The organism is Vibrio sp. 03_296 (assembly GCF_002265885.1).
In genome coordinates, this window is the sequence record NZ_NPKW01000824.1 from 1 (window position 1) to 697 (window position 697).

Here is a 697-nt window from a genome sequence, read left to right on the forward strand (position 1 = left end):
CTCACCAGAACTCAATAACAAACGTTCTTTAGTTTGCAATTCCGAACTAATAGATGAGCAACCTACAATCGAGAAAAGAATTAATAATTTAATTATCCATTTAGCCATCAGTTAACATCCTCATAATGCCAGGAGCAATAATCAAAATAATTATTGGCACCATGATAAAAATAATCATAGGGATTGACATTTTCGCACCAAGCTTGCCTATTTTTTCTTTCAAGTTCCATCATATTTATTTGACGAATATCGGTGGCAAGCGTACCTAACACTTGGCCGACTGAAGAACCAAATTTCAAACTTTGAACAAGCGTCATAACAAAACTTTGTGCTTCACTTGAGGGCACCATTTCATAAAATTCCTCAAGCGCTTTTTCTATTCCAATCACTTTGGATCTTTGCACCGTAACATTAACAGTAAATGCCAAATATTTATCAACCGTTTGCAGCTCTTTAGCAAGGTACTCGAGTGTCGCTTCAATGGTCATACCCGTATGGACACACACATTCATCAAATCCAACAGAAATGGCAAGCGTGAGCTGACGTGACGTGTGATAGTGTTCGTTCTCGAAGATATGTATAAATCCGGACCAGCAACAAAAATAATTAACGCAAAAGCACCAATAGTATCATTTCATTCAAATCAATGACCATCTTGACTCACTGCTAGTAAGCCACCTCCAATCGTTAAGAACA

At 37.4% G+C, this 697-nt stretch carries 1 pseudogene; it reads right to left on the reverse strand.

Going from position 1 to position 697, the window contains the following annotated elements:
• Window positions 1-100: 100 nt before the first annotated feature.
• Window positions 101-697 (reverse strand): annotated as a pseudogene (locus CIK04_RS28165) (type II secretion system F family protein); the annotation flags it as partial.